The organism is Streptomyces sp. NPDC023838 (assembly GCF_040639555.1).
Classification (GTDB): Bacteria; Actinomycetota; Actinomycetes; order Streptomycetales; family Streptomycetaceae; genus Streptomyces.
This window is the reverse complement of the sequence record NZ_JBFAAD010000003.1, coordinates 133,933-158,782: the sequence shown is the minus strand read 5'-3', so window position 1 is coordinate 158,782 and position 24,850 is coordinate 133,933. Positions and strand designations below refer to the sequence as shown.

Annotated in this window: 17 protein-coding genes and 1 tRNA gene; 11 read left to right on the top strand and 7 right to left on the bottom strand. The window is 72.1% G+C overall.

Annotated features, from left to right (window positions below):
- Positions 1-57: 57 nt before the first annotated feature.
- Positions 58-885, bottom strand: a complete 828-nt coding sequence (locus AB0G17_RS05010; RefSeq protein ID WP_361375614.1) for a glycerophosphodiester phosphodiesterase — start codon at positions 883-885, stop codon at positions 58-60.
- A gap of 421 nt (positions 886-1,306) precedes the next feature.
- Between AB0G17_RS05010 and AB0G17_RS05005 the strand changes: the two genes are divergently transcribed.
- Positions 1,307-2,887: a trypsin-like peptidase domain-containing protein gene (locus AB0G17_RS05005; RefSeq protein WP_361375611.1), complete on the top strand. Its 1,581-nt coding sequence runs from the start codon at positions 1,307-1,309 to the stop codon at positions 2,885-2,887.
- Positions 2,888-3,036: 149 nt separating this feature from the next.
- Positions 3,037-3,121, top strand: a tRNA-Ser gene (locus AB0G17_RS05000).
- Positions 3,122-3,245: 124 nt separating this feature from the next.
- Here AB0G17_RS05000 and AB0G17_RS04995 read toward each other — a convergent pair.
- From AB0G17_RS04995 to AB0G17_RS04975, 5 genes are all read right to left on the bottom strand, one after another.
- Positions 3,246-4,229 carry a hypothetical protein gene (locus AB0G17_RS04995; RefSeq protein WP_361375608.1) on the bottom strand — a complete coding sequence of 328 codons (984 nt, stop codon included), beginning with the start codon at positions 4,227-4,229 and terminating at the stop codon, positions 3,246-3,248.
- The gene (locus AB0G17_RS04990; protein WP_361375605.1) at positions 4,229-6,559 is read right to left on the bottom strand and encodes a hypothetical protein; all 2,331 of its coding nucleotides are present in this window, start codon (positions 6,557-6,559) and stop codon (positions 4,229-4,231) included. Before AB0G17_RS04990 ends, AB0G17_RS04995 begins: the two co-directional genes overlap by 1 nt.
- Before the next feature lie 7 nt (positions 6,560-6,566).
- Positions 6,567-6,977 carry a hypothetical protein gene (locus AB0G17_RS04985; RefSeq protein ID WP_361375602.1) on the bottom strand — a complete coding sequence of 137 codons (411 nt, stop codon included), beginning with the start codon at positions 6,975-6,977 and terminating at the stop codon, positions 6,567-6,569.
- Between the two features lie 248 nt (positions 6,978-7,225).
- Positions 7,226-8,356 carry a hypothetical protein gene (locus tag AB0G17_RS04980; protein WP_361375599.1) on the bottom strand — a complete coding sequence of 377 codons (1,131 nt, stop codon included), beginning with the start codon at positions 8,354-8,356 and terminating at the stop codon, positions 7,226-7,228.
- Between the two features lie 438 nt (positions 8,357-8,794).
- Positions 8,795-9,910, bottom strand: coding sequence for a bifunctional DNA primase/polymerase (locus AB0G17_RS04975; RefSeq protein WP_361375596.1), 1,116 nt, complete (start codon positions 9,908-9,910; stop codon positions 8,795-8,797).
- Between the two features lie 621 nt (positions 9,911-10,531).
- On the opposite strand from AB0G17_RS04975, the gene AB0G17_RS04970 reads away from it, so the two are divergent.
- The 9 genes from AB0G17_RS04970 (at position 10,532) to AB0G17_RS04930 (ending at position 20,537) form a co-directional block, all read left to right on the top strand.
- The gene (locus tag AB0G17_RS04970) at positions 10,532-10,837 is read left to right on the top strand and encodes a hypothetical protein (RefSeq protein WP_361375593.1); all 306 of its coding nucleotides are present in this window, start codon (positions 10,532-10,534) and stop codon (positions 10,835-10,837) included.
- Between the two features lie 420 nt (positions 10,838-11,257).
- Entirely contained in the window at positions 11,258-12,547 is a 1,290-nt protein-coding gene (locus AB0G17_RS04965) for an acyl-CoA dehydrogenase family protein (protein WP_361375590.1), read from the top strand.
- A 351-nt stretch (positions 12,548-12,898) separates the two neighbouring features.
- Entirely contained in the window at positions 12,899-13,894 is a 996-nt protein-coding gene (locus tag AB0G17_RS04960; RefSeq protein ID WP_361376272.1) for an OB-fold domain-containing protein, read from the top strand.
- Positions 13,894-15,090 (top strand): acyl-CoA dehydrogenase family protein, encoded by a 1,197-nt coding sequence (locus AB0G17_RS04955; protein WP_361375587.1) that lies wholly within the window; start codon positions 13,894-13,896, stop codon positions 15,088-15,090. Before AB0G17_RS04960 ends, AB0G17_RS04955 begins: the two co-directional genes overlap by 1 nt.
- Positions 15,087-15,503 carry a MaoC family dehydratase gene (locus tag AB0G17_RS04950; RefSeq protein ID WP_361375584.1) on the top strand — a complete coding sequence of 139 codons (417 nt, stop codon included), beginning with the start codon at positions 15,087-15,089 and terminating at the stop codon, positions 15,501-15,503. Before AB0G17_RS04955 ends, AB0G17_RS04950 begins: the two co-directional genes overlap by 4 nt.
- Positions 15,500-16,666, top strand: a complete 1,167-nt coding sequence (locus tag AB0G17_RS04945) for a lipid-transfer protein (RefSeq protein WP_361375581.1) — start codon at positions 15,500-15,502, stop codon at positions 16,664-16,666. Before AB0G17_RS04950 ends, AB0G17_RS04945 begins: the two co-directional genes overlap by 4 nt.
- 189 nt (positions 16,667-16,855) lie before the next feature.
- Positions 16,856-18,049 (top strand): DUF1906 domain-containing protein, encoded by a 1,194-nt coding sequence (locus AB0G17_RS04940; RefSeq protein ID WP_361375578.1) that lies wholly within the window; start codon positions 16,856-16,858, stop codon positions 18,047-18,049.
- A gap of 124 nt (positions 18,050-18,173) precedes the next feature.
- Positions 18,174-18,710: a SigE family RNA polymerase sigma factor gene (locus tag AB0G17_RS04935; RefSeq protein ID WP_101389237.1), complete on the top strand. Its 537-nt coding sequence runs from the start codon at positions 18,174-18,176 to the stop codon at positions 18,708-18,710.
- A 171-nt stretch (positions 18,711-18,881) separates the two neighbouring features.
- A complete protein-coding gene (locus tag AB0G17_RS04930) occupies positions 18,882-20,537 on the top strand; it encodes a long-chain fatty acid--CoA ligase (RefSeq protein ID WP_361375574.1) in 1,656 nt (551 codons plus the stop codon).
- A gap of 171 nt (positions 20,538-20,708) precedes the next feature.
- Here AB0G17_RS04930 and AB0G17_RS04925 read toward each other — a convergent pair whose 3' ends face one another.
- Positions 20,709-24,785, bottom strand: coding sequence for a PAS domain S-box protein (locus AB0G17_RS04925; protein ID WP_361375571.1), 4,077 nt, complete (start codon positions 24,783-24,785; stop codon positions 20,709-20,711).
- Between the last annotated feature and the right edge of the window lie 65 nt (positions 24,786-24,850).

Genomic DNA, 24,850 nt, shown 5'->3' with positions numbered 1-24,850 from the left:
CTGTCGCGGCGCTTTTGTGGCGTCCGTGAGGGGCTTGGGTGCGGCGTGCGGCGTGCCTCAGAGGCGGCCCAGCTGGTGCAGGACCTGCTTCGGGCGGTTGGTGATGATGGCCTCGACCCCGAGGCGTACGCACAGTTCGACGTCCTCCGGCTCGTTCACCGTCCAGACGTGGACCTGGTGGCCCGCCGCGTGCAGCCGGTCGATGTAGCCGGGGTGATTGCGGACGATGCGCATACCGGGGCCGGCGATCCGCGCGCCTGCGGGCAGCCGCCCGTCGCGCAGCCGCGGCGACAGGAACTGCATCAGGTAGACGGTCGGGATGTCCGGCGCGGCCGCCGCGACGCGGTGCAGGGAGCGCGCGGAGAAGCTCATGATGCGTACGGGCGAGGTCTCGCCGTTGGCCGGCGCCTCGGACAGACCGAACCGCTTGAGCAGGTGCAGCAGCCGCTCCTCGACCTGCCCGGCCCAGCGGGTGGGGTGTTTGGTCTCGATGGCCAGCTCGATGCGGCGGCCCGCGTCGGCGACGAGCTCCAGGAGCCGTTCGAGGGTGAGGACTGAGGTGAAGGACGGGTCGCCCCAGTCCGGGCTCTCCTCGCTGTCCTTCCAGGAGCCGAAGTCGAGCGCGGAGAGCGCGGAGAGCTCCAGGGTGGATACGGCGCCGCGGCCGTTGGAGGTCCGGTTGACGCGGCGGTCGTGGACGCAGACGAGATGGCCGTCGGCGGTGAGCCGGACGTCGCACTCGAGGGCGTCCGCGCCGTCCTCGATGGCCTTCACGTACGCGGCGAGGGTGTGCTCGGGCGCGTCCTCGGAGGCACCGCGGTGGGCGACCACCTGGATGGAGGCCCGGTGGGGCGTATGACTGTCGTGCTGCCGTGCTTGGGTCACCGCGTCATCGTGCCACTGCGGCGGGGTGGAGGGGCGGCTTGCGGGCGGGAGCCTTGGGGGTGGGGGCCGCGTGGGGCGTGGGGTCGGTGGCCTGCGGCCTGCGGCCTGTGGACGACGCCCTGGGGGCCGGTGCCCCTGCGGCCGGTGGCCGGTGGCTTGCGACCGGTGCCCCGTCGTCGGCGTCCTGTCGTCGGCGTTCTGTGGGCGACGTCCTGTGGATGGGAGCACGAATACACAGCTCCTGCTTACAGTGGCCTGACAGCTTGTGGGAAAAGCTGAGCGCTGACATGTGCACACGTCCGCGCCGTGCGATACGCGATTGTCAGACCCCTGACGCACCATGGTCGGTGTCGCGTCCCCAAGCCGAAACATGCCGGCACATACCGACCCCGAGACTGAGTGGAACCGAGGAGAGAGAGCTGTGAGCACCGAGAACGAGGGCACCGCGGCCCCGGCCGTCCCGCCTGCCCCGTCGTCAGCACCGCCCGCGCCTCCCACCCCTCCCGTGACGTCCGAGGAGGCCGCGGCGTCGTCCCCGGCGACCGAGCACGCCGCTGCGCAGACCGAACCGGAGTCCGCAAGCGGGCAGGGACCGACGTCCGTACAGAAACCGGCTCCCGTGCAGGAACCGGCCCCCGTACGGGAACCGGCCGCCGCCCAGGAGTCCGCGCACGAGCCGGTCACCGCGCAGCTGCCCGGCCCGGTGCCGGCCGAGCCGTACGGCGGGGCGGAGGCCACGCACGCGCAGGCGCCCGCTCCGCACCCGCACCCCCACCCGCAGACGGCCGCTGACGGCTGGCCGTCGCCCCCGCCCGCGCTGCCGGCGTACGGCGGCGGAGGCGGCGGCCCGGTCTGGGGCGCGCCCGTGCCCGAGCCGCAGCGCCCGCGCAGGCGTGGCGGCCTGGTCGCGGCCGTGCTGGTGGCCGCGCTGGTCGCGGGCGGCGTCGGCGGTGCCATCGGCTACTGGGCGGCGGACCGAGAGGACGGCTCCGGCGGCTCGACCACGGTCTCGGCGTCCGACACCCCGAAGGACTTCAAGCGCGACCCGGGCACGGTCGCGGCGGTCGCCGCGAAGGCGCTGCCGAGCGTCGTGACGATCCAGGCGGAGGGCAGCGACGGCGAGGGCGGCACAGGCACCGGCTTCGTCTACGACCGGGAGGGCCACATCGTCACCAACAACCACGTGGTGGCCTCCGCCGCCAACAGCGGCAAGCTGACGGCGACGTTCTCCAACGGCAAGAAGTACGACGCCGAGGTGGTCGGCCGGGCGCAGGGCTACGACGTGGCCGTCATCAAGCTCAAGAACGCCCCGTCCAACCTGGTCCCGCTCGCCCTCGGCAACTCGGACCAGGTCGCCGTCGGCGACTCGACCATCGCGATCGGCGCGCCCTTCGGCCTCTCCAACACGGTCACCACGGGCATCATCAGCGCCAAGAACCGCCCGGTGTCGTCCAGCGACGGTGCCAACTCCAAGGCGTCGTACATGAGCGCCCTCCAGACCGACGCCTCCATCAACCCGGGCAACTCGGGTGGCCCGCTGCTCGATTCGCGCGGCGCGGTCATCGGTATCAACTCGGCCATCCAGTCGGCCGGCAGCGGCGGCTTCGGCCAGTCGCAGGCGGGCTCGATCGGCCTGGGCTTCGCGATCCCGGTCAACCAGGCGAAGAACGTGGCGGAGCAGCTCATCAAGACCGGCAAGCCGGTCTACCCGGTGATCGGTGCGACCGTCGCCATGGACGAGAAGGGCCAGGGCGCCAAGATCTCCCCGCAGGCGTCCGGCGGCAGCGCGGCCGTGGTGACCGGCGGCCCGGCGGACAAGGCGGGCCTCAAGCCCGGCGACGTCATCACCAAGTTCGGCGACACGGTGATCGACAGCGGCCCGACCCTGATCAGCGAGATCTGGACGCACAAGCCGGGCGACCAGGTCCAGCTCACGTACAAGCGCGGCGGCAAGGAGTCGACGGTCACGGTCACCCTGGGCGAGCGCACGGGCGACAGCTGACCACCACCGACGCGCCGACCCCGCCCGACTACATGGACGCCGCCCGCGGCAGCCCGGCCAACCCCTGGCCAACCCCCGGCCGGGCCTCCGCACCAGGACGGCCCCTCCGCTAGGCTGTAGCAGCTCCGTTGCCGGTCGGCCCGGGGCAGGGTGGGTTGCCCGAGCGGCCTAAGGGAACGGTCTTGAAAACCGTCGTGGCGCGAGTCACCGTGGGTTCAAATCCCACACCCACCGCGTGTGCTGGGCGTATGGCCTGGTGAGAGAGGTGCCCGGGATTCTCGGGCACCTCTTCGCTTTTGAAGCGTCTCGAACTGTCCGCCCGTGCCTTCAGGGGCCCACCGGCGGTCGTTCCGCGGCGCTACGGCTTGTCGGCCCCGATGGGCTTTCCGCAACCGTGGCGCTGGGCCGAGTCGGCGGCGAAGCCTTGGAGGATGTGGCGCTCGAGGTCGGTGCTGGGCGATGAGGGCGTCAGCGGTTCGATCGTGTACAGCGCCTCGCCGGCCGGGCAGGAGGCGGTGGTCCATGCCTTGCCGCCCCTGTTGCCGGAGGCCCCGACGTAGTCGTACGGGCTGCGATGGGGATCGTGGCGTGGCGCCTTCGCGTACGGGCCGTAGTACGCAGTGATCTTGAATTCCCGCCCGCCGTCTGGTTCGGCCGGCACGCACTGCTCAATGGGTGCTCCGCTGTCCGCCACTGCCTCATAGGAGCGCAGACCCGTACCCCGGCAGGTGCCGGTCGCCTCCCCGGGCGCCTTCATCCCGTCGAAGCCGGGCGCCACATCCTTCACGTCTTTGGTGTCGGGCAGCGCACATCCCTGCTTCCCTGCCGCGTTCTTGAGGGCCCGGGTCATCAACCGGGCCAGCGCACCGCGCCGATCGGCGTCGGTGCCGGTGGAGGACCGGACCGCCCGAAGGCTCACCACAACGGCGTCGTCCGCGCTCTTGCCGCAGGGGACAGAACCAGTGGCGTATGCCTTGGCACCCCCGCCCGCAGACACCACCGCAGGCCAGCCACCCCTCACCGGGAGCAGTTGGAGGGCGGGGTCGCGGATCTCGTCCAGCGGCAGCTCGTCGAGCTCCCTGCCGCGGTGCACCGAGACCTCCAGGGAGCCCTTGTCGCTGTCGGGGTCGAAGGCCCGACAGCCGTCCCCCAGGCGCTTGCCGCTGACCCGGTGCACTCCGAGTGCCCGCTGCGTCTCGGCCGCGTCCACAAGCCCGCCGCACGCGGACTTCAACTGCCGGCCGTCGCGCCAGCCGTCGTACGTCCCCGTGACGTACACCACACCGACGCCCGCCACGAGGACAGCCGACACCGCCACCGTCGCGATCACGGGCTTCTTCATCAGGAAAGCCCCCTGTGCAGATCAGCGAGGGCCTGGTTCCGGGCGGTGCTGTAGTGCAGATTCATGTAGTCCTGCAAGTAGTTCACGACCGGGTCCTTGCCGTAGTCCATTCCACGGCCTGCGGCCCACTGATTGATCAGGTCGTGGGAACCCTGCGCCTTGACGCTCATCTCCTTGGCCACGCCGACATTGGCCACCTGATCCGCCTCGGCCTTCACGTCCTTGGACCACTCGTAGGTGGCGGCGTCCACCGTCCGCTGCGCCACATCACCTACCCCCGGGATGATCGTCAGAGGAGCGCCGACCCCGTGGTAGGCGTATCTGGCCACGTCGTCGATCCAGCCCTTGCGTGTGTCCCGCGTGTCGAGGACGACGTCGACGCCTATCGCATTGAAGACGCCGCTGCCCATACCGACGTCCGCGACCCGGTTCTCCCAGTCCTTGTTGTTGCTGTACGTCTTGTCCGCACCGACGAGCGCCTGGGCCGCCTGGGCACGTTCGGCGTCATAGAGGTTGGCGAAGTTCTGCGGGTTGTCCGAGACGCCCCGCAGCACCCGAGTCAGCGAGTCCTGGGAGACGTTCAGGTGGCCGCCGTCGCCGTCCTGGAACACCGAGCCGCCCTGCGTGTAGCCGTAGCGCGGATCGTGGGTGAGGGTGTTGTGGGTGTCGGGGGCGTAGTCCACGAGCGCGCGGGCGAGCGGGTCGCGCAGGTTCGCCTCGATGCTGTCGCCCCTGGTGCCCTGATCGAGCAGGCTGACGGTCTGCTGCATGATGCGTGCTTCGGCCGGACTGTGCTTCCCGTCGCTGGGGTGCGACGTTTCCCCCGCCGGGTGTCCTGTGGCTCCGGCCTCGATCGCTGCGCCGAGGCCCACCCTGTTGTCTCCGTCCGCCGTGTCACTGCCGACTGTCTCGATGTTGCCCCGCCAGTTCGTGGTGTTGGTGACGTCCCAGTCCCGCTCCTTGAGCAGGTACGAGAGGCGGTCGTTGGTCCCGTCGCCGGAGTCAGGGTCGAGGTAGCCGGTGGCGGCCTCCGGGTCGCGGCCCATGATGCCGAGCGCTCCGTCGACGGGGTCGTTGGCGAACCATCCGTCACCGGCCTTGGAATTGAACTGGCCGTAGAGGTCCCAGACGTTCTTGTCCTTCTTCTCCGCCGCGATCATGTCGTCGGTGATGTCCGCCATGAACTGCGGCGAGTACCTGTCACTGCCGCTCTGGAGAAGCGTGACCAGGCTCTGATAGCCGCGTACTTGCTGGTCGTGGCCCTTGGCGACGGTGTTGACCTTGTCACCGGCCGCGTCCAGCTCGTACTGCTCCACACCGGCCTTCCGCAAGCCGTCCCGCCAGTCGTTGTAGAACGTGGCGTCGCCGGTCTTCGACCATGCTGAAAAGGCGTCCTGGTGCGCCTTGGAGCCGTACACGAGCTTCTTGCCGTCAGGCCCCTTGAAGTCCGGTACGCGGGTGGCCCCGGCCACCGTGTTCGCCAGGCCCCGCTCCAGGCCCAGGTAATCCGACTTGTTCTTGGTGTCGTCGCCGTACGCAAGGTCGTTGAGGCGGTTGGTCAGCTTCAGCGTGTCCTCGGGGCCCAGCGAGGCAAGGAGGGTCTGACTGAACACCGTGTCGTGGGCGTTGTCCCGGAAGTCCCGCTCCATTTCGGCCCGCTCCTCGGGCGTGAGCTTGTCGCCCTTGAGGAGCCGGTCCGCGTACTGCTTGGCCTCCCGGGCCTCGTACACCTCGATGTCCCCGACCGCCGACCCGTTGAAGTCGTGCGTATCGAACGGGTTGAGCGCCCGTTCGAAGAAGCCCTTCACCCCGGCCGCTTTGTGCAGTGCCAGCAGTACGCCCTGATCGGCGTCGTCCACGGCCTTCACCGCAGCCGTGATCTGCTTGTTCCAGTCATCGACGACGGTACGCTGCTTGCGCGCCCACTCCTGGTAGTCGGGGTCGTGGCGAGAAGCGTTGTCCACCTTCGAGAAGTCGTACGACACCTTGCCCTGAGCGTCGACGGACAGGTCGTTCTTCTTCGCCTCGTCGACGAGGTCCCGCACCGCCTTCACCAGCGTGACGAACTGGTCGTGCGCATCACGCAGCAGCGAGGCGATCGCCTTCGCCTCCGTCTGGGCGGCACTCAACTGCCGCCGCGTGGCCTTGAACTGGCCCTGCGAAGCGGTCGCGCTGACACCGGTCCACTCACCGTCCAGCGAAACGCTCTGCACGGTTCCGCCGTACAACTCCTCCACCTCATGGAACCCGGCGGCCATGTTGTCCCAGTCGCCGGCTGCCTTGGTGAGGGGGGCCAGGTCGATCGTCATGACGTTCTGGAAGGTGAGCACGCGCGATCTACTGTCCTTCGGTCCGGCGCAGCAGGTCGGCGATCTGACCCATCTCGCCCTTGACTTGATGGTCGGTGTACTGGAAGTGCCCCTTTGTCTCGCGCAGCGCTTCCTTGTCCTGGGTGAGACGCCCTTGCAGGCTCTTGACCTGCATCTCCCACTCGGCGTGCGCGTCTTTCAGACCCGCCGCGGTCTGCCAGTCGGCGAACGCGATGACAGCGGCCGTCGTGGACTCGTCGGCCGCCACCCCGGCCTTCTGGACCCCCGGCTGAACTTTCGTCTCCAGCGCATTGACGGCAGCGGTCTTGCCCGAGTTGTTGGTCTTCACATCGGGTATGCCGCCGTTGCCTGGCCCCACCCCGTTGAGCCGCGTCTGCGCGGTCTGCTTCAGCCCAACCCATTCCTGCTCGAACGACATCGATCCCCCTAGGTTCGCTGTCAGGATGCTAGCTACGGACGCACTCATCACGCGTGTTTGTGATCAAGAACGTTCGGGATCCTGACATGTTCGACCGAAAAGAGGTGCCCCGGAAGTCCGGGGCACCTCTTCTTTGATTCGGGGTCGATCCCGGTTTGATCCGGGCTGTGATCTCGGGGCGACTCGTTGCGTCGAGTTCGTTGCGTTGAGTCCGTACGTGGGAGGTGCGGCGCCCGGCCCGTGCTGGGTCAGATGCGGGTGGCGGCGCGGCGGCGGCGCAGGAGGGTGATGCCGGCGGCAACGAGGGCCGCGGCGCCCGTGCCGCCCGCGTACAGCGCGGTCTTGTCGGTGCCCTGCTCCTTGAGCTCGGCACCGGCGGCGACGCCGCCCTTGGGGACGGTCTGGCTGCCCGCCGTCTGGACGGAGGGAGCCGGGGCGGGCGTGGTGGCCGTCTTGGCCGGGGTGGTCGCCGTCGTGCAGCCCTTGGGCAGGGTCGGGAACTCAGTCATCTTGTAGGGGGTGTTGACGCCGCCCTGGGTGCGCTGGCCCAGCTTCGGCGTGGCGGTGTTCGCGCCGAAGATCTTGAGGCCGCTGCCGTCGACCGGGTGGGCGCGGTCGACGCCGGCGAGCACCTTGAGGGTGCCGTCACGCAGCTGCGCCGTCGGGCCGGCCGGGCTGTTGGTGAGCTTCACCGACAGCCCGAAGCCGAACACGCTGGGGACGGTCTCGGTCACCTTGCAGCCGGAGCGGGTGCGGACGAACTCCGAGGAGAGCTTGCCGGTGGAGCTGTCGAGGACCACGTACATCCCGTGGACGTACCCGGCCTCCGCCTCGGCCCCCCGGGTCTCCAGGATCTTGACGACGTGGCCATCGGTGAGGAACTCGGCGCGGTAGTGCCCGCGGGAGAACTTGTGGACGGTGACCGTCTCACCGTTGACCAGCTTGTACGAGGTGTCGCCGCCCAGGTCCTTGCCGCAGTCGGCGGGCATCTTGGGGAACGCGGTGTTCTTCGCCGCGTGCTCGCCACCCTTCAGCCACTGCGAGAACGTCGGCACCGCCACGCCCGTCCCGGTGATCTCGATCCCGGCCTGCATGTCCTTGTTGTGGGCCTTGTCGACGGTCGCGACGATCTGGCCCTTGCCGTCCTTGAGCTCCGCCTTCGGGCCCAGCTTGGCGCGGTTGGTCAGCGTGACGGACATGCCCGCGCGGACCGACGGGATCGTGGCGACGGCCGTGCACTTGTCGGTCGCGGTGGCCGCACCGGGCGTGGCGCCCGGCGTGGCGGCCAGTGCGGCGGACGGGGTGAGGAGGGCCCCGGCGAGCGCGGCGGTGGCGATCGCGGCGTGGACGGTGGCGCGGCGGGAGGTGTAGGTCGACATGAACGACTCCATGAAGCTGGGCGGCCATCTGGGCCGGAGTGAGTGAGGAGGTGGAGAGTCGCAATGCCGCCCCCTCTGTCGGGTGGGGCCGTTGAGGCTGGGCGGTGGCTGCAGAAGAAAATCTATGCAGCGGGTGTGCGGGAACCGTGCGTGCCATGTCACGGACATGTGACAGGGGATCAGACCTGCTGAGCAGCGGAGTCTCGGAGCACCTGGAGTCTCGGAGCTCGGGAGTCCCGGAGCCTCTGGCCTCGGAGCCGCTGCTGATCCCTGCTGAGCCGCATGGAGATCCGGCGACTCCGCTGGTGCCGTAAGCCGACAGCTGGACGCTGGCGGCTGGAAGCTGGACGTGTAAGGGGCCACGCTCCATGGGTTACGCCCCTTACACGCGCCCGTACTTGTGCGATGCCCGTACGCGACTGCGCGACTGCCTCTTGCTCAGTACGCCGTCGTCAGTCGCGCCGCCGACGCGATCGTCGCGCGCGCCTCCCGCTCGGTGAGGCCGGTGCGTACCGCGGCGGCGGTGAGGCGGTCGGCCAGGGCGTCGCCGATGCCGTTCTCGTAGGCGCGGCAGGCGGCCCAGAAGAGGCGGGTGTTGCGCTGGCCCTCGTGAGCGGCGAGGACGAACTGGACCAGCCCGTGGCCCCGGTCCGTGCCGTACGCCCGGGGGTGGTGGGCGCGCGCCGGAGGCGTGAGCAGATCGAGGAGCGCGTCGGGGCAGGGGGCGGGTGCCAGATGGGCCGTGCCCGGGGCGAGCCGGTAGACGCCGTTGCTGGTCAGCGAGCCGGGGCCGACCAGATAGCCGCCCGCACCCCGGACGTCGATACCGGGCGCGAGCCGGCTCGCGGAGTTGGGGACGACCCGGTCGGGCGGGCCCGTCAGCCAGATGTGCCGCCCGCCGCTCGGCGTGATCACGACGACGGTCTCCGGGATCGTGAACAGGTGCCGCAGCGCCAGGTGTTGCAGGGCTGCCACGGACTCGGGCGGCGGGTTGGCGGCGAGCGGCATGAAGGGCGACAACGGCGAGGGTGTCGAGGACGGGGAGGACGGGGAGGACGGGGAGGACGGGGAGGACGGGGAGGACGGGGAGGACGGGGAGGACGGGGAGGACGGGGAAGGCGGCGAGGGTGGCGACTGCCGCATCGCGTCCGGCTCTCGCTGGGGTGGGACCGACGACCGTTCCGTCGCGCCCGCCCCTGCCCCCACCGGCGCCTCGGTCGGCTCGTGCTCCGCCTGGACCGGCTTCATCGTGTCGAGATCGATCCCGATGAGGTGGTGCGGCGGCCGCCCGCAGGCGATGCCGTACCCGGTGGCCCAGGGCGCGGCCGCGAACAGCGCGCGCACGGCCGCCGGGTCGGTCGTCGCGTCGTGCACCCCGTGTCCCGGCAGCCCGCACTCGCCCCGGCAGAGCGCGGGCTGCGGCTCGTGGTGGTGCGGCGAGCGCAGCGCGGGGAGCTTCGAACGGGACAGCGGGATGACGGGGAGCCCGCGCTCGGCGACGGAGAGAGCGTGGGCGAGGGCCAGGGTGGAGGCATGCCGGTCGATGGTGGCCATGCCTTCCATGTTCGTACGAGTGTTCGAAAAAGGGAAGCGGGAAACGGTTCGGCTTCGAGCGGAGGGCCCGCGGGGGCGTCGAAGCCGGTCGGGACTGGGCGGGACTGGACAGGATCGGACCCGGATTGGACCCGGACCGGACTCGGACTGGCCGCGGACCGGACGGACTGGCCGCGGACCGGACTCGGACTGGCCCCGGACCGGACTCGGACTGGGCGGGTGAGGGAGCGGGCCAGGCGGGATATGGGGGCTTCGGTCGCGCGAATGCGGGCCCGGACGGGGCGGGAGGTGGTGTGTGACGGGCGGGGTGCGGGCGCCCGTCGCTCCGGTGGCAACGAAGTGGCGCGGAAGATTGGCCGAAAATGTGCCGAAACGCTTCTTCTCCCCCAGGGGCCGGTGTGCGGCGCGGTGCGCCTGGGTCGGCAGAGGGGTTCTGGGGTTTTGGAAGTGTCTTGGGGGTTTATCGACATGTCATCACGCTTGCGGGCGAAACGTGCCGACTGGGCTGGTTCGTCGGGGATTCGGTGGGCAACTCTGATCTCGCGACGTCGCAACAGAGTCCGGGGCGGTCGGCCAACTTCCCTGGGGCAAGCCGTACTTCTGGTTCCTGGAGGAATAGACATGGCAAGCATCCGTACCGCCCGCGTCATCGCCGCCGTTGCCGCTCTGCCTCTCGCCGTGGGGCTCTTCACGGGGGTGGCCACCGCGGACAACGGCTCCTTCGCGGACCACGGATCGAACGCGGCCGTGGCGACCGTCAACGGGAGCGGCGTCGGGCACGACAACAGCGGCAACTCGTCCACCACGCAGCAGCAGGCGGTGGGGTCGCGAGCCTCGAATCAGAGCAACACCGCCCAGGTGAACGGCTCCGCCTTCACGGCGATCCGTCAGGACAACGTCTCCGTCAACTTCACGAACCTCTGGTGAGCCGGGGCCTCTCGGGGCCGGGGTCAGTGGGGTCAATGGGGTGAACGACTGCCCGGGTGGCGGCGCTGCGGCGCGGCCACCCGGGCGGTTGCGTGTTCGGGGGCCTCGGGCGTGGGGCCCCGGGCCTCGGGCGTGGGCGCGGGCGTGGCTGGGCGGGCAGGGGCATTGACAGCGGAGCCATACCTGACGGACAGTCAGAAATCTGATCCCGACCCCGACCCCGACCCCGACCCCGTCCTCGGCCCCGTCCTCGGCCCCGACCCTGGCTCCGAGTCGAGCCGAGCCGAGCCGAGCCGAGCCGAGCCGACCCCGAGCCGACCCGACATCGCCCCGACCCCGCACCTTCCCCCGGCCCCGCACCCTCCCCCGAACCCCCACCCGATTCCGTCGCCGTACGTCCGGACTCCGGAGGCCGCCGCCGTGCACCTCGCCCCGACCGAACGCCAGCAGCGCCTGCGTGCGGAACTTCGCGCGTACTTCCGTGCGTTGATCCCGCGAGGCGCGGGCGCCTCGCTTGACGGCGATCCGCCCGACCTCGACCCGCAGGGCGGCGATTCGGAGAGCGGGGGTCCCGGGAGCACGGGTCCCGGGAGCACGGGCCCCGAGCGCGGGGGCTCGGAGGTCGGTGACCCGGAACGCAGCGATCCGGCAGCGCAACGCGCCTTGCTCCGGCGCATCGGCGCCGACGGGATGCTGGGGCTCGGTTGGCCCGTCGAGTACGGCGGCCAGGGACGCGGCCCCGACGAGCAGTTCGTCTTCTTCGACGAGGCGTACCGCGCGGGCGCCCCCGTCTCGATGGTCACGCTGAACACGGTCGGGCCGACCCTGATGCGGTACGGGACCGAGGAGCAGAAGGCGTACTTCCTGCCCCGGATCCTCGCCGGCGACCTCGTCTTCGCCATCGGCTACAGCGAGCCGGAGGCCGGAACCGATCTCGCCTCGCTGCGGACCCGGGCCGTACGGGACGGTGGGGACTGGCTGATCGACGGCCAGAAGATCTTCACCTCCAACGCCCAGAACGCCGACTGGATCTGGCTCGCCTGCCGTACGGACCCGGCGGCGCCCCAGCACCGGGGCATCTCGATCATCCTGGTCCCGACCGGGGCGCCGGGCTTCTCGTGGACGCCGATCCGCACCGTGGGCGGTCTGACCACGACGGCCACGTACTACGACGGGATCCGCGTCCCGGCCGGGAACCTGGTCGGCGAGGAGAACGGCGGATGGGGGCTGATCACCAACCAGCTCAACCACGAGCGGGTCGCGCTCGCCGCGATCGGCATGCAGGCCGAGGAGTTCTACGAGTCGGCGCTCGCCCGTGCCCGTATCCCCGATCCGGTGACCGGGCGGCGCAGGGTTGACGAGTCCTGGGTGCGTTCCAGGATCGCCGAGACGCATGCCCGGCTGGCCGCGAATCGCCTGCTCAACTGGCGTTTGGTGGGGGATGTGGGGGCGGGTTCGCCGGCCCCCGGCGACGCGAGCGGCGTGAAGTTCATGGGAACTGAATCGGCCGTCGAGGCGTATCGCATGTGCCAGGAGATCGCGGGGGAAGCGGCGCTGGTGCGGCGGGGGTCGCCGGGTGCCGTGGGGGACGGGGAGCTGGAGCGGATGAACAGGGCGGCACAGATCAACACGTTCGGGGGCGGGGTGAGCGAGGTGCAGCGGGAGATCGTCGCGACGATGCGGCTCGGGATGAAGAGGGGGCGGAGGTAGGTGAGCGAGAACGTGTCCGGGGAGGGGCTGTCCGCACGCCCGGAGGCCCAGCCCGTGCTCCCGGAGGGGCCGCCCGCGCGCCGGGGGATTCCGTCCTCCGCGCGCTCGGAGGGACGGTCTGCGAGCTTGGAGGGGCAGTCCACGGGCCGGGGGATTCCGTCCTCGCGCCCGGCGGGGCGGTCTGCGGGCTCGGAGGGGCAGTCCGCGGGCCGGGAGGGGCACTCCACGCGCCCGGAGGGGCGGCCCACAGGCCGGGAGGGGCGGCACACGGGCCGGGAGGGGCGGCCCACAAGCCGGGAGGGGCCGTCCACACGTGTCGAGGATCCGTCCGCGCGCCCGGACCCGGGCGGGCTGTACGGGCGCCTGAAGGCGTACGAGGGGAGGTCGGCGGCGAGTGAGGGCGTCGGCAAGGACCTGGTCAACGAGGCGATGATCAGGCACTGGTGCGAGGCCATGGGCGACACCAACCCGGCCTATCAGGGGCCGGACGCGATCGCACCGCCGACCATGCTCCAGGCCTGGACGATGGGCGGCCTCTCGGGGCACGCGGACCGCTCCGGCGCCCACGACGAACTGTTCGCGCTGCTCGACGGAGCCGGTTTCACGTCGGTGGTCGCGACCGACTGCGAGCAGGAGTACGTACGGGAGCTGCGTCCGGGCGATCGGATCACCTATGACGCCGTGATCGAGACGGTCTCGGAGCGGAAGACCACCAAGCTGGGCACGGGCCACTTCATCACCACGCGGATGGACGTGCGGGCGAACGGCGAGCTCGCGGGCACGCACCGCTTCCGGATCCTCAAGTACGCCCCGGCGCGCCGTAAACCGCGGGGTCGACGGCCGAGACCGGTCGTCAACCGGGACAACGCCGGATTCTGGGACGGCGTCGCCGCGCACAAGCTGCTGATCCAGCGCTGTACCGGCTGCGGTGAGCTGCGCTTCCCGTGGCTGCCGGGGTGCAACGGTTGCGGGGCGGCCGAGTGGGACACGGTGGAGGCGAGCGGCGCCGGGACGGTGTTCTCGTACGTCGTGATGCATCACCCCCGGTTCCCGGGGTTCGCCATGCCCGACACCACCGATGCGGGTGGGGGCACCGGCCCCAGCCCCGTCACCGGCCCCAGCCCCGGCACCGTCACCGGCCCCGCCCCCGGCGCCGACCCCGACGGCGACGGGGCCGGGCCGTACGCGGTGGGGCTGATCGAGCTGGCCGAAGGCGTGCGCATGATCAGCAACGTGGTGGGGGTCCCGTACGACAAGGTGCGGATCGGGATGCCCGTGCGGCTTGAATTCCTGCGGGTGGACGAGGAGTTGGAGCTGCCGGTGTTCCGAGGGGGTGAAGGTGGCTGATGGACTTCACCCCCACCGAGGAACAGTCGGCCGTCCGCGAGCTGGCCGGGGAGATCTTCGGCGACCTGTCCACCCATGAGCGTCTCACCGCCGCCGGGACGGGGACGGACACCGAGCTGTGGAAGGCCCTGTGTGGCGCGGGGCTGCCCGCGGCCGTCGAGGAGACGGGCCTGCTCGGGCTGGTCCTTGCCCTGGAGGAGCAGGGCCGGACCACCGCCCAGGTGCCGTTCGCGGCGAGCTGCGTCTACGGAGTCCTGGCGCTGACGTCCCACGGCTCCGGGGAACAACGCGCCCGGCTGCTCCCGGCCCTGCGGGACGGCACCGCTGTGGCGACCGGCGCGTTCCCCGCGCGCGGCGGCGTACGGGTCTCGACGGACGGCGGCGTACGGGTCTCGACGGACGGCGGCGTACGGGCCTCGACGGACGGCGGGCCGGCCGGGGAGCCGATGGGGGAGCTGACCGGAGTGGTGCCGGTGGTCCCCTGGCTGCGGGACGCCACGCACGTTCTGGTGCCGGACGAGGACCGGGCGCTGTGGTGGATACGGACGGGAGCGCCCGGGGCCAGGGCGGAGCCGGTCGAGACCACCGCGCCCTGGTCGGCCGGTCGGCTCACGCTCTCGGGGGCGCGGGCCGAGCGGGTCGGCGGACCCGGGCCGGGTGCGTACGAGGACGTGCTGGCGACCGCCCGCACCGCCTTCGCCGGACTGCAGACGGGAGTGTGCGCGGGGTCGCTGGCCCGGGCCGTGGAGCACACCAACACCCGGGAGCAGTTCGGGCGGCCGCTCTCGACCAACCAGGCGGTCCTGCTGAGGGCGGCCGACGCGTACATGGAGACCGAGGCGATACGGGTGACCTCGTACGAGGCGGCATGGCGGCGAGACCAGGCGCTGCCGTACCGCACGCACGCGCTGACGGCGGCCTGGTGGGCGTCCGAGGCGGGCAGAAGGGTCGTCCACACGGGCCAGCACCTGCACGGCGGGCTCGGCGCCGACCTGGAGCACCCGGTGCACCGGCACTTCCTCTGGGGACGGCAGATCGACGCCTACCTGGGGTGCGGCGCCGAACTGCTGGAGGAGCTGGGCGGGTTGATCGTCGATGGAGAGGGCGCGACGGGAGTTGCGAGCGAAGAGGCAGGTGTCGCGAGCCAAGAGGCAGGTGTCGTGAACGGACGGCACGGAGAGGAGGGCGCGGCATGAAGGCGGGCGACGAGCTGCCCCCGCTGGAGATCCCGGTCACCCGGACGCTGATCGTCGCCGGGGCCGTGGCCTCCCGCGACTACCAGGACGTGCACCACGACGCGGTGCTCGCCCAGGAGAAGGGGTCCCCCGACATCTTCATGAACATCCTGACCACCAACGGCCTTGTCGGGCGATACATCACCGACCACTTCGGCCCCGAGGCACGGCTGCGCGCGGTGCGGATACGGCTGGGGGCACCCAACCACCCCGGCGACACGATGACGCTGACGGGCACGGTCACCAGGGTCGAGGCGGGCACGGCCGAGGTGCGGGTGGTGGGGGCGAACTCGCTGGGCCACCACGTCACCGGGACCGTGACGGTCGCGCTCCCCCGGGCCGGGGCGAGTGGTGCCGGGGAGGTGGCGGTATGAGCGTCCGGCGGGCCGACTCGCTCGGCGGTAAGGCGGCGATCGTCGGGATAGGGGCCACCGAGTTCTCCAAGGACTCGGGCCGCAGTGAGCTGAAGCTCGCCGTGGAGGCGGTGCGCGCCGCGCTCGACGACGCCGGGCTCAGCCCCGACGACGTCGACGGCATGGTCACGTTCACCATGGACACCAGTCCCGAGATCACGGTGGCGCAGGCGGCCGGCATCGGCGAGCTGTCGTTCTTCTCGCGGATCCACTACGGCGGCGGAGCAGCGTGCGCGACCGTCCAGCAGGCCGCGCTGGCGGTGGCCTCGGGCGTGGCCGAAGTGGTCGTCTGCTACCGGGCGTTCAACGAGCGCTCGGGGCGGCGGTTCGGGTCCGGGGTGCAGCAGCGGGAGCCGTCCGCCGAGGGGGCCGCGCTCGGCTGGTCCCTGCCGTTCGGGCTGCTCACCCCGGCCTCCTGGGTCGCCATGGCCGCCCAGCGCTATCTGCACGCGTACGGGCTGATGCCCGAGGCGTTCGGGCACGTGGCGGTCGTCGACCGGCGCCATGCGGCGACCAACCCGGCGGCGTACTTCTACGGCAGGCCGATCACGCTCGCCGATCACGCCGCCTCGCGGCGGATCGTGGAGCCGCTGCGGCTCCTGGACTGCTGCCAGGAGACGGACGGCGGCCAGGCGATCGTCGTCACGACGGCCGAGCGGGCCCGGGACCTGCGCCGCCCGCCCGCAGTGATCACCGCGGCCGCGCAGGGGGCGGGCCGCAGACAGGAGGGGATGACGAGTTTCTACCGGGACGGTCTGACAGGACTGCCCGAGATGGGGGTGGTCGCACGCCAGCTCTGGCAGACGTCCGGGCTCACACCGGCCGAGATCGATGTGGCGATCCTGTACGACCACTTCACTCCGTTCGTGCTGATGCAGCTGGAGGAGTTCGGGTTCTGCGGGCCGGGGGAGGCGGCGGATTTTGTGGCGGCGGACGCGTTGCCGCTGAACACCCATGGCGGGCAGCTGGGGGAGGCGTATCTGCACGGGATGAACGGGATAGCGGAGGCGGTCCGGCAGGTCAGGGGCCTGTCGGTCAATCAGATACCGGGCGCTGGACGGGTGCTGGTGACGGCAGGCACGGGCGTTCCGACATCGGGGCTCGTGCTGAGCGCGGAGGGCTGAACACGGATTGGGGAGGGCGGGCTGAGCATGGCGGGCGGGACGGGCGGGACGGGCGGGACGGGCGGGACGGAGGGGTGCGGCACGCGGACGGCTGAACCTCCGTACACGGAAGGATGATCCTGTCCACGGACGGCTGAGGCGGGCGGGTGTGCGGTGGCCCACGGCACCTGACGGCCTTTCACTCACCGTATGCGCAGCCTTACATCGATCCGGCCCTGGTACCTGGGCATCGTCACGCCACCGCTGGCCGTGGCCACCACGCTCGCCGCTCTGCTCACGCTGAGCCCGCCCGCGTCGGCCACACCCACGCCCGACGGCCCGGCCGCCACCGCCTCGCCGGAGCCCACCTCGGATGCCGACGCCAACGCCAACGCCAACGCCGACCCCAACGCCAACGTCAGCGCCGACGCCGACGCCAGCGCCAGCGCCAGCGCCAATGCCAATGCCAACGTCAGCGCCGACGCCCACGCCGACGCCCACGCCGACGCCAACGCCAGCGCCAACGTCAGCGCGAGCGACAACGCTGAGGCCGCTATCACTGTCGCTCCAGAGGTCGCCGCTCCGGACGTCGCCGCTCCGGATGCCGTCACTCCGGACGTCGCCGCCCCGGACGCCGTCGTCGCTCCGGCGGACACGGTGGACAGTCCGGCGGTGCTGGCGCGGGCCGTGCACTTCAAGGGGGCGGCGTTCGACACCTGCGAGGCGCCACCGCTGGCGACGATGAAGGCTTGGAAGTCCTCGTCGTACCGAGGTGTCGGCGTCTACTTCGCGGGGCGCGGGCGCGGCTGCCCGGACCAGCAGCACCTCAGCCGGAGCTGGCTGGCGAGTGTGGACGAGATGGGCTGGCGAGTGCTGCCGATCTTCGTCGGCTCGCAGTCGCCGTGCGTACGGTCGGAGGCGAAGCGGAAGGTGCGGATGGGCAGCAAGTCGGCGACCCAGGGCCGGACCGAAGGGAGGCAGGCGGCCGAGGCGGCCGAGAAGCTGGGCATTCAGCAGGGCAGCGCGCTCTACCTGGACATGGAGGCGTACGACGCGAACAACGCGGGGTGCGCCCGGACGACGCTGGCGTTCGTCCGGGCCTGGAACCGCGAGGTGCGCGGCCGGGGCTTTCTGCCCGGGTTCTACAGCAGCGCCGCGTCGGGCGTGTGGCACATGGAGCAGGCCAGACGGGCCGGGCAGGCCGACCTGCCGTCGGTGATGTGGTTCGCGCGCTGGGGCTCGGGGCCGACGCTGTACGGGGAACCGACCCTGCACGCGGACGCCTGGCGGCCGCACCGGCGTATCCACCAGTACGCGGGGAACGTGGCCGAGACGCACGGCGGGCGTCGGCTCGTGGTGGACCGGAACACGGTGGACGCGCCGGTCGCGCGGTTCGAACCCTGAGGAGCCCCGGTGCGTCCTCCACCTTCAGGAGGTGCAGCCACCCCTACCCGTACAACCTGAGAGGGACCCCGCTTCGCGACCTGGGGCCGATCCGTGGCGTAGCGGGCGCTCCTAGCGTGGAGGTATGACCACGCCTGTCTGCAACAGCGCCTCCCGGGCGGCGACGCCGTACCCGTCGTTCGCCTCGTACATGAGGGCCCGAGGCCCCGTGCTGCTGCGCACCGCACGCTCGCTGACCGCGAACCCGAGCGACGCCGAGGACCTGCTGCAGACGGCCCTCACCAAGACGTACGTCGCCTGGGACCGCATAGAGGACCACCGCGCCCTCGACGGCTATGTGCGCCGTGCGCTCCTCAACACCCGGACCTCGCAGTGGCGCAAGCGCAAGGTGGACGAGTTCGCCTGCGACGAGCTGCCCGAGCCGGAGACCGTGCCCGAGCCGGATCCGGCCGACCAGCAGGTCCTGCACGACGCGATGTGGCGCGCCGTGATGAAGCTGCCGGACCGCCAGCGGGCGATGGTGGTGCTGCGGTACTACGAGGACCTCAGCGAGGCGCAGACCGCCGAGGTGCTGGGGGTCTCCGTCGGCACGGTGAAGAGCGCGGTCTCCCGGGCGCTCGGCAAACTCCGCGAGGACCCGGAGCTCGCCCCCGTCCGCTGACCGGAGCGCGGTCGGCCGATAGCGGGCGCAGGGGGCGGCCGCACACCGCGTGACCTTGGTCTCGTGGGTGAATCATTACCTCCGGGTAGTGACATACCGCGCGGTACGTGAGCAGAATCGGCACACCCCTATCGCCATGTGGCGCACCGTAGCGCCCACCGGGAGGCCGCCGTGCTGAGCACCATGCAGGACGTACCGCTGCTGATCTCGCGGATCCTGACCCACGGGTCCACGATCCACGGCAAGTCGCAGGTCACGACCTGGACCGGCGAGGCGGAGCCACGGCGCCGCAGCTTCGCCGAGATCGGCGGCCGGGCCGCGCAGCTGGCCCACGCCCTGCGCGAACTGGGGGTCGAGGACGGGCAGGCGACCGCCACCCTGATGTGGAACAACGCCGAGCACGTCGAGGCGTATCTGGCGATCCCGTCCATGGGCGCGGTGCTGCACACGCTGAACCTGCGGCTCCCGGCCGAGCAGCTGATCTGGATCGTCAACCACGCGGCCGACCGGGTGATCATCGTCAACGGTTCGCTGCTGCCGCTGCTCGCCCCGCTGCTGCCGCATCTGCCGACCGTCGAGCACATCGTGGTCTCCGGGCCCGGGGACCGTTCGCTGCTGGACGACATCGACGGCGCGGGGCCGCAGGTGTACGAGTACGAGGAGCTGCTGGCGGGCCGCCCGACCTCGTACGACTGGCCGCAGCTGGACGAGCGCACGGCCGCCGCCATGTGCTACACCTCCGGCACGACGGGCGACCCCAAGGGCGTCGTCTACTCGCACCGTTCGGTCTATCTGCACTCGATGCAGGTCAACATGGCCGAGTCGATGGGGCTCACCGCCAGGGACACGACCCTGGTCGTGGTGCCGCAGTTCCATGTGAACGCCTGGGGGCTGCCGCACGCGACCTTCATGACCGGCATCAACATGCTGATGCCGGACCGCTTCCTGCAGCCCGCGCCGCTCGCCGAGATGATCGAGCGCGAGAGGCCCACGCACGCCGCCGCCGTGCCGACCATCTGGCAGGGGCTGCTCGCCGAGGTCACCGCGCGCCCCCGCGACATCTCCTCGATGGAGACGGTCACCATCGGCGGCGCGGCCTGTCCGCCCTCGCTGATGGAGGCCTACGACAAGCTGGGCGTCCGGCTCTGCCACGCGTGGGGCATGACGGAGACGTCGCCGCTGGGCACCATGGCCAACCCTCCGGCCGGTCTGTCGGCCGAGGAGGAGTGGCCGTACCGGATCACCCAGGGCCGCTTCCCGGCGGGCGTCGAGGCGCGGCTGACCGGCCCCGGCGGGGAACTCCTGCCCTGGGACAACGAGTCGGCGGGCGAGCTGGAGGTCCGGGGCACCTGGATCGCGGGCGCGTACTACGGCGGTGCGGGCGGCGAGGACTTCCGCCCGGCCGACAAGTTCAGCGAGGACGGCTGGCTGAAGACGGGTGACGTCGGTGTGATCAGCCCCGACGGCTACCTGACGCTCACCGACCGTGCCAAGGACGTCATCAAGTCGGGCGGGGAGTGGATCTCCTCGGTCGACCTGGAGAACGCGCTGATGGCCCACCCCGAGGTCGCCGAGGCCGCGGTCGTCGCGGTCCCCGACGAGAAGTGGGGCGAGCGCCCGCTCGCCACGGTCGTACTGAAGCCGGGCGCCACCGCCGACTACGCGGCCCTGAAGGACTTCCTCGCCCGGTCGGTCGCGAAGTGGCAGCTGCCGGAGCGGTGGACGATCGTCGAGTCGGTGCCGAAGACGAGCGTGGGGAAGTTCGACAAGAAGGTGATCCGCAAGCAGTACGCGGACGGGGAGCTGGACATCACCGAGCTGCGCTGACGGGCTTGCGGCGCGCGGCAAGTGTGTGAACGAGGGCCGGGGCATGTTTCACGTGAAACGTGCCCCGGTTTCACGTGAAACGTGCCCCGGCCCTCGTGGAACGTGAACGTGCTCCTGTTTCACGTGAAACGTGGCTGGGGGTGTTTCACGTGAAACACCCCCGGGCCCTTCCTAGTTCGTGCCGATCTTCGCGAGCAGGTCGACGATCCGGCCCTGGACCTCGGTGCTCGTCGAGCGTTCGGCCAGGAACAGCACCGTCTCCCCCGCCGACAGCTTGGGGAGCTCCGGCTGGTTGAGGCCCGCTGAGGTGTAGACGACGAGCGGGGTGTGGTTCAACTGCCCGTTCGCGCGCAGCCAGTCCACGATCCCGGCGCGGCGGCGGCGTACCTGCATCAGATCCATCACGACGAGGTTCGGCCGCATCTGGCCCGCCAGCGTCACGGCCTCGGTGTCGGTGGCGGCGCGGGCGACCTGCATGCCGCGCCGCTCCAGGGTGGCCGTCAGGGCGAGGGCGATCTCCTCGTGCTCCTCGATCAGCAGGACCCGGGGCGGATGCTGCTCGCTGTCGCGGGGGGCGAGGGCCTTGAGGAGTACGGCGGGGTCGGCGCCGTACGCCGCCTCGCGGGTCGCCTGGCCGAGTCCGGCCGTCACCAGCACCGGGACCTCGGCGGCGACGGCCGCCTGGCGCAGTGACTGGAGCGCGGTACGGGTGATCGGCCCGGTCAGCGGGTCGACGAAGAGCGCGGCGGGGAACGCCGCGATCTGGGCGTCCACCTCCTCGCGGGAGTGCACCACCACGGGTCGGTAGCCGCGGTCGCTCAGCGCCTGCTGGGTGGAGACGTCGGGCGCGGGCCACACCAGCAGCCGGCGCGGGTTGTCGAGCGGCTCGGGCGGCAGCTCGTCGTCCACGGGCTGCGGGTGCGGCCGGTTGGCGACCTCGACGGCGCCCCCGGGCCCGTCCAGCGGCTCGGGGCCCTCGGCGCCCGCGTCCGGCGCCCCTATGGCGTACGCGCGTCCCTGACCCTCCGAGGGGGGCGAGAGCAGCGACGTGGGGGACGGGCCGGGGCGCTCGGCCTCGGCGGTCCCGGCCGGGCGGTCGCCCTCGGAGGGCGTACCGAGCTTGCGGCGCCGCCCCGAACCGGAGGTGGTGCCGGAGGTCTGCTGGGCGAAGGGCACGCCCTGGCCGAGCGTGCGCACGCTGATGGAACGGCCCTGGGAGGCGTCGTCGGGCATGGGGGCGGCCTCGGCGGGCAGCGGCTGGCGGGCGGGCTGCGGTACGGCGCCGGGGCCGCCCGCCGTCTCCGGCCCGGTCGGCCCGTTCGCCGGAACCGCACCGCCGACCGCCCACGCGGGCGGCTGCTCGACGGGATGCGGCTGCGGCGGCGTGTGCTCGTCGGCGGCCTCGTTGCTTACGGCGGCGTGCCCGCGGCGGGTGGCCGGGCGGGGCTGACCGGGCTGGGCCGTCTGCGCGGGCCCGTTCGCCAGCGGGCGGTGGGCCGGGGCCGGACCGGCGGAGGGAAGGCCGTGCGCCGGAGTGGAGGGACCGCCACTCTGGCCGGGGCCGTTCGCCAAGGGGCGGTGGGCCGGGGCCGAGGGGGCCGGGAGGGGCTGGTGGGGGTCGGGGACGCCCGGGCGGTTCGGGTCCGCCGGGATTCCCGTGCCCTGGCCGGGCGCGGCGCCCGGGACCCCGAGGGGCCTGCCGGGACCGGTCGCCGAGGGCTGCTCGAAGGGAGCGGGGCCGGAAGCCGGGCCGGTGGCGGGGTAACCCTCGGGCCTGGACGGGCGGTCGGCGTCGGCGGGCGGGAGCGCGAACGCCGTGCGCACGGCCCCCTCCTCGGCTTCAGGGGCGGCCGCGAGAGCCCTGCGGGCACGTCGGCCGCCGGGCTCCGCGTCGGCGGTGCGCGCGTCACCGGCAGGCGCGTCACCCGTGCGCGCCTCGCCGGGGGTGCCGGGCAGGGCGCGGCGGGCCCTGCGGCCCGAGGGGGCGGCCGGGTCGGCCGCCATGCCCTGGGGCGGAACGGTCTCGCTCAGCGCGGCCGGCCGGCCCGCGCCGGGCTGGCGGGCGCTCTCGGCGGCGGTGACGACCGCGCCCTCGGAGGGCGAGGCAGCGTCCTCGGCGGGGCTCGGACGACCGCGCCGCCGACCCGTTCCCGAGGAGCCGCCGGTGTCGCCGGAGGGCCCGACGCCCGGGCCGCCCGAAGTCCCGTCGCCGGGGCCGCCGATGGGGCCTGCGGGTCCGGCGCCGGGGGCGTAGGGGTGCGCGCCGCCCGGCATGGCCTCGGGGCCCGGCACGCCGGCGGCCGGGCCGTTCGGAGTTCCGCCGGACGGGCCGCCGGGGCCGAAGGGGTGACCGCCGGCGGAGCCCCCGGCCGCACCGGCACCGGGCGCACCGCCAGGTCTTGGCGCACCGCCGGAGTTCCCAGCGGCACCGGAGCCCGCAGCGGATCCCGTCCCGCCGCCCTCGCCCGTCTGCTGCGCGGGGATGCGTTCAAGAGCCGCCGGGGACGCGGCGGACGGGTCGGTCGGCGCGTCCTCCTGGACGTGTGCGCGGCGGCGGCCCGTCGGGGATTTCTCCTCCTCGACGGGGCTCTCCAGGAACGCGTCCGTGGAGGCCCGCCGGGCGCGGCGGCGGCCCGAGCCGGTCGTCTGGTTCGGCTGCTGAGGGGCGGTGACCACGGCGACCTCGGCCGCGGCGGGCTCGGGCACCGAGCCCGCGCCCTCCCCCAGCGGCACCTCCAGGACGTACGCGCTGCCGCTCATGCCCGGCACCTCGACCGTCTGGAGCACGCCGCCGTGGGCACGCACGATGCCCCGGACGATGGGCTCGTGGACGGGGTCGCCCCCGGCGTACGGCCCGCGCACCTCGATGCGTACGACCTCGCCGCGCACCGCGGCCGCGACGACGACCGTGGAGTCCATGTAGCCGCCCGCCGCGACCGGCGCGTTGCCCGTGGCGTCGACGCCCGCGACGTCCGCCACCAGGTGCGCCAGCGCCGTGGAGAGCCGTACGGGGTCGATCTCGGCCTCGATCGGGGGCGCGTGGACGGCGAATTGGGCCCGGCCGGGCCCGATCAGCTCGACGGCGCCCTCGACGCCCGCCGCGACCACGGCCCCGACCAGCACCTTCGCCTTCTTCAGCTCCTCCGTACCGGAGTCGAGCCGCTGGAAGGCCAGCACGTTGTCGACGAGGGTGGTCATCCGGGCGTAGCCGGCGGCCAGATGGTGCAGGACCTGGTTGGCCTCGGGCCACAGCTGGCCCGCGTCGTCCGCCGCCAGCGTGGACAGCTCGCGCCGCAGCTCGTCCAGCGGCCCGCGCAGCGAACCGCCTAGCACGGACAGCAGCTGCTGGTGGCGCGCGGCCAGCGCGTCGTAGCGGGAGGTCTCGCGCTCCAGGACCTCCGCGTGCTTCTTCGCCTGGTCCTCGTACGGGCGGCGGTCGGTGAACGTCATCACCGCGCCGACCAGCAGGTCCCCGTCCCGCACGGGCGCGGTCGTCAGGTCGACGGGCACGGCGGCGCCGCTCTTGGCCCACAGCACCTGGTTGCGCACCCGGTGCTTTCGGCCGGACTTCAGGGTGTCGGCGAGCGGGCTCCCCTCGTACGGGAACGGCTCGCCGTCGGCGCGCGAGTGCAGCACCAGCGGGTGCAGCTCCTGGCCGCCGAGGTCGCTGGCGCGGTAGCCGAGGATCTGCGCGGCGGCCGGGTTGACCAGGACGACGCGGCCCTCGGTGTCGGTGCCGACGACGCCCTCCGCCGCCGCGCGCAGGATCATCTCCGTCTGCCGCTGCGAACGGGCCAGCTCGGCCTCGGTGTCGACGGTGCCGGAGAGGTCACGGACGACGATCATCAGGAGCTCGTCGCCGGAGTAGTGCGCGCCGCCGCCCCCGTACGTGGAGGAGGGCGAGGCGTACGCGTCGCGTCCGTCCTCCAGGTTGGCGCTGGTCACCTCGACGGGGAACTCGCTGCCGTCGGTGCGCCGGGCCACCATCCGGGTGGGCTTGGTGCGGCCCTGCTCGTCCTCGGTGTCGGGGCGGCGCATCGAGCCCGGGATGAGCTTGGAGTCGAAGGAGGGCAGCAGGTCGAGCACGCCCCGCCCCACGAGCCCGGTCCCCGGAGACTCGAACATCTCCAGGGCGATGGTGTTCGCGTTGACGACCGTGCCGTTGCAGTTGACGAGGACGAGCCCGTCCGGAAGGGCGTCAAGTATGGCTGCGAGGCGAGCAGCGCCTCGGGATGGCCTGCTGCTCACGACGACGCTTCCTCCCTGAACCACTGCACCTTGCGGCCTGTCACTGGGAGGGAGTCTAAAGGCAG